4 protein-coding genes are annotated in these 3,204 nt (G+C 72.5%); 1 reads left to right on the top strand and 3 read right to left on the bottom strand.

Going from position 1 to position 3,204, the window contains the following annotated elements; genetic code table 11:
• Positions 1–921: DUF885 domain-containing protein (locus tag AC1DVT_RS19025; protein WP_477390827.1), on the top strand; the 921-nt coding region annotated here is incomplete at its 5' end.
• Positions 922–1,126: 205 nt separating this feature from the next.
• On the opposite strand, the gene AC1DVT_RS19020 is transcribed toward AC1DVT_RS19025, so the two are convergent.
• The 3 genes from AC1DVT_RS19020 to AC1DVT_RS19010 form a co-directional block, all read right to left on the bottom strand.
• Positions 1,127–2,128, bottom strand: a complete 1,002-nt coding sequence (locus AC1DVT_RS19020; RefSeq protein ID WP_477390825.1) for an LLM class flavin-dependent oxidoreductase — start codon at positions 2,126–2,128, stop codon at positions 1,127–1,129.
• Entirely contained in the window at positions 2,125–2,481 is a 357-nt protein-coding gene (locus AC1DVT_RS19015) for a TIGR04076 family protein (protein WP_477390823.1), read from the bottom strand. Before AC1DVT_RS19015 ends, AC1DVT_RS19020 begins: the two co-directional genes overlap by 4 nt.
• Positions 2,478–3,204: isochorismate synthase (locus AC1DVT_RS19010; protein ID WP_477390821.1), on the bottom strand; the 727-nt coding region annotated here is incomplete at its 5' end. The genes AC1DVT_RS19015 and AC1DVT_RS19010, both read right to left, overlap by 4 nt.

Here is a 3,204-nt window from a genome sequence, read left to right as displayed (position 1 = left end):
GCCTATGGGTGGGCGGAGCTCGAACGGCTCGTCGCCGAAGCGCGCGCGCTCGCCGCGGACCTCGGCGGCTCGGGGGACGATCCTGTCCGGGATGCGGCAGCCCGGCTCGACGTGGACCCGCGCTACCGCCTCGATGGCGTCGACACGATCCGGGACTGGCTCGTCCAGCGCGTCGCCGAGACCACCGACGCACTGGAGCCCGCGTTCGACCTGCCACCCGGCATCCGGAATGTCGAGTGCCTCGTCTCGGAGGCGGCTTCCGGCGTGGTGTACTACACGCCCGGTGCGCCGGACGGATCTACGCCGAGCCGGATCGTGTGGACGATCCCGAGCGGCGTGCCGGTCGCGGCGACGTGGCAGGAGGTGTCGAGCGTGCACCACGAGGGGCTGCCGGGGCACCACCTGCAGTTCGTCGTCACGGCGTCGTACCCTGCCCTGCACCCATGGCAGCGGCACCTGTGCCACATCCACGGCTACGCGGAGGGCTGGGCGCACTACGCCGAGCAGCTCGCCGACGAGCTCGGGCTGATCCGCGACCCCGCCGAACGGCTCGGACTCGTGCTCGGCCAGATCTGGCGCGCGGTGCGCATCGTCGCCGACATCGGGCTGCACACCGGGTGGCCGATCCCGGCCGGGTCGCTCGTGCCGGAGGGGGAGTGGACGCCCGAGCTCGCCCAACGGATGCTCGTCGACTACGCCCTGGTCGAGCCCACGCTCGCCGGGTTCGAGGTCGACCGCTACCTCGGCTGGCCGGGGCAGGCGCTCGCCTTCAAGGTCGGCGCCCGGCTCTGGAACGAGGCCCGCGCGGCACGGTCGGCGCAGCTGGGTGACGACTTCTCGCTGCGCGACTTCCACCGCGACGCCCTCGGCCTCGGCCCGATGGGCCTCGATCCGCTCCGCGCGCTGCTCACCCGGCCCTGACGCCAGCCGTGCCGGCCGCGTTGGTGGCGCATATTGTCGCCTCGCGTGTGCCCACGCGACCACATGTGCCACCCTCTCGGGCGGGCCTGCCGCGAACGGGTCGCGAATGATCGCTTCCCCTGAGCTGAGGCGACAACTCGCGCCACCTTCGCAGGAACGTCAGACGAGCGGATGCCGCGGCTGAGGTGGCGGCATCCGTCCTCGTTCAGTCCTCGAGCTGGGGGAGCACCTCGCGCCCGAGCAGTTCGATCCCCTGGGCGGAGTCGATGCCGTGCGGGGTGCCGAACTCGATGCGGTCGACGCCCGCGGCGATGAGCCGCTGGGCCTGGGCTGCGATGTCGTCCGGGGTGCCCGCGAACGCGAACAGGTCGAGCACGTCCCGCGGGACGAGGCGCCCGGCGCCCTCGTCGTCGCCCTCGGCGAGCCGCGCGCGGATCGCCGGCAGCAGGTCCTCGGGCAGTTCGACGGTCGGGTCGAGCGCGGCGACCACGTCGAGGTACATCGCGACCTGGCGCCGGGCGTGGGCGCGCGCGGCATCCCCATCCCGATCCACCACGGTCACTGCACCGAGCACCACCCCGACCGAGCCGGGGGCACGTCCGGCCCGCTCGATCCCACGGTCGACGCGGGAGCGCACCACCCCGACCATCGCGGGGTTCGCGCTGCCGCCGACCTTGATCTCGTCGGCCACCTCGCCGGCCAGGGTCATGCCGAGCGGTCCCCACGACCCGAGCAGGATCGGCACGTCGGGCCGTACGAGCGGATACCGCAGTCGCACCCCAGGCTCCAGTCGAAACACCGAGCCTTCGTATCCCCGCCCCGAACCCTCCAGCAGCGCCCGGATGAGCCCCACCGCGTCGCGCAGGTGCGCGATCGGCTTCGGCGCATCGACGCCGATCGCCTCGAGCCACGACCCCTTCGCGAGCCCGAGATACGCGCGACCGCCGGAGGCGGCATCCACCGCGGCGAACTGCCCCGCGATCTCGTAGGGGTGCAGGGTGTACGGGTTCCAGCACGCGCATCCCAGCCGCACCCGAGTGGTCGCCGAAGCCATCTCGAGCAGCGCCGCGACCGGCGGCTGGTACAGCAGGTCCGAGAACACGCTGACGCCGTCGAAACCGAGACCCTCGGCCAGCGTCGCCAGCGCGGCGTACTCGCCAGGCGCCTTGTCGGTCTGCAGCCCCAGCGACACCGGAATGCGCGTCACGTCAGCTCATCCGTCGGAATCGAGCGGATGCCGGTGCGCACCACGCGCATGATCAGGCGCTCATCGGGGTCGGGGCAGGCGACCAGGTCGTCGCGCTCGAGCCAGTCACCGGGTGGCAGCTTGCGCTGCTTCGCGGGCAGGAGCGGCAGCACCGCCTGCAGCGCGTACATGCAGAAATGCCCGCCATCGGGCAGGCACAGCCGGCTGCTCTGGACCAGATCGATGTGGTCGCCGACCTTCATGCCGCACACCGAGCGTCCCTCGATGCGCTCGACGATCACGCTCAGGTCGTAGAGCTCGCTGACGGCGGAGTCCGGGTGCCGCGACTCCGCCGATTCCGGATCCGAAGTCATGCGAGCGCATCCACGATCGGCCGGAACTTCACACGGGTCTCCAGCAGTTCGGTGTCGGGGTCGCTCCCGGCGACGATTCCCGCGCCGGCATGCGCGACCACGGGGATCGTGCCGTGCCCGTCGCTCGACACGGAGGTCGGCCCGCCGATCTGGGCGCAGCGCAGCGCGATCGCCCACTCGCCGTCGCCGTTGGCGTCGACCCAGCCGACCGGCCCGGCGTAGCGGCCCCGGTCGAACGGCTCGATGCGGCGGATGACTTCGATCGCGGCATCCGTCGGTGTCCCGGCAACTGCCGCGGTGGGGTGCAGCGCCGCCACGAGATCGAGGGCCGATGCGTGGTCGGCGAGCTCGCCGGCGACATCGGTGGCCAAGTGCCAGAGGTTCGGCAGCTCGAGCACGAACGGCTCGGCGTCCGCCTGCAGCGTGCGGGTGTGGCCAGCGAGGGCGTCCACGACACTCTGCACGGCGAAGCGGTGCTCGTTCAGGTCCTTCCCGCTGTGCGCGAGGGACTCGGATGCCTCGGCATCGCCATCAGCGTCCGCCCCTCGGGGGAAGGTCCCGGCGAGCACGCGGGCGGTCACCGCACCGCCCGACACGGTCACCAGGGTCTCTGGGCTCGCACCGATGAGACCGTCGACCGCGAACGTCCAGGTGTCGGGATACCCGGTGGACAGCGCGCGGGCGAGCCGGCGCAGGTCGGCCCCGGCGGGGACGGTGCCCACG

The sequence above is a fragment of the Microbacterium sp. P2_F9 genome (assembly GCF_056403635.1).
The sequence above is the reverse complement of the archived record's forward strand: the minus strand, read 5'-3'. Positions and strand labels throughout refer to the sequence as shown.

Coding starts and splice junctions, on each gene's coding strand:
- AC1DVT_RS19015 (WP_477390823.1), bottom strand. CDS start 2,481: ATGACTTCGGATCCGGAATCGGCGGAGTCGCGGCACCCGGACTCCGCC.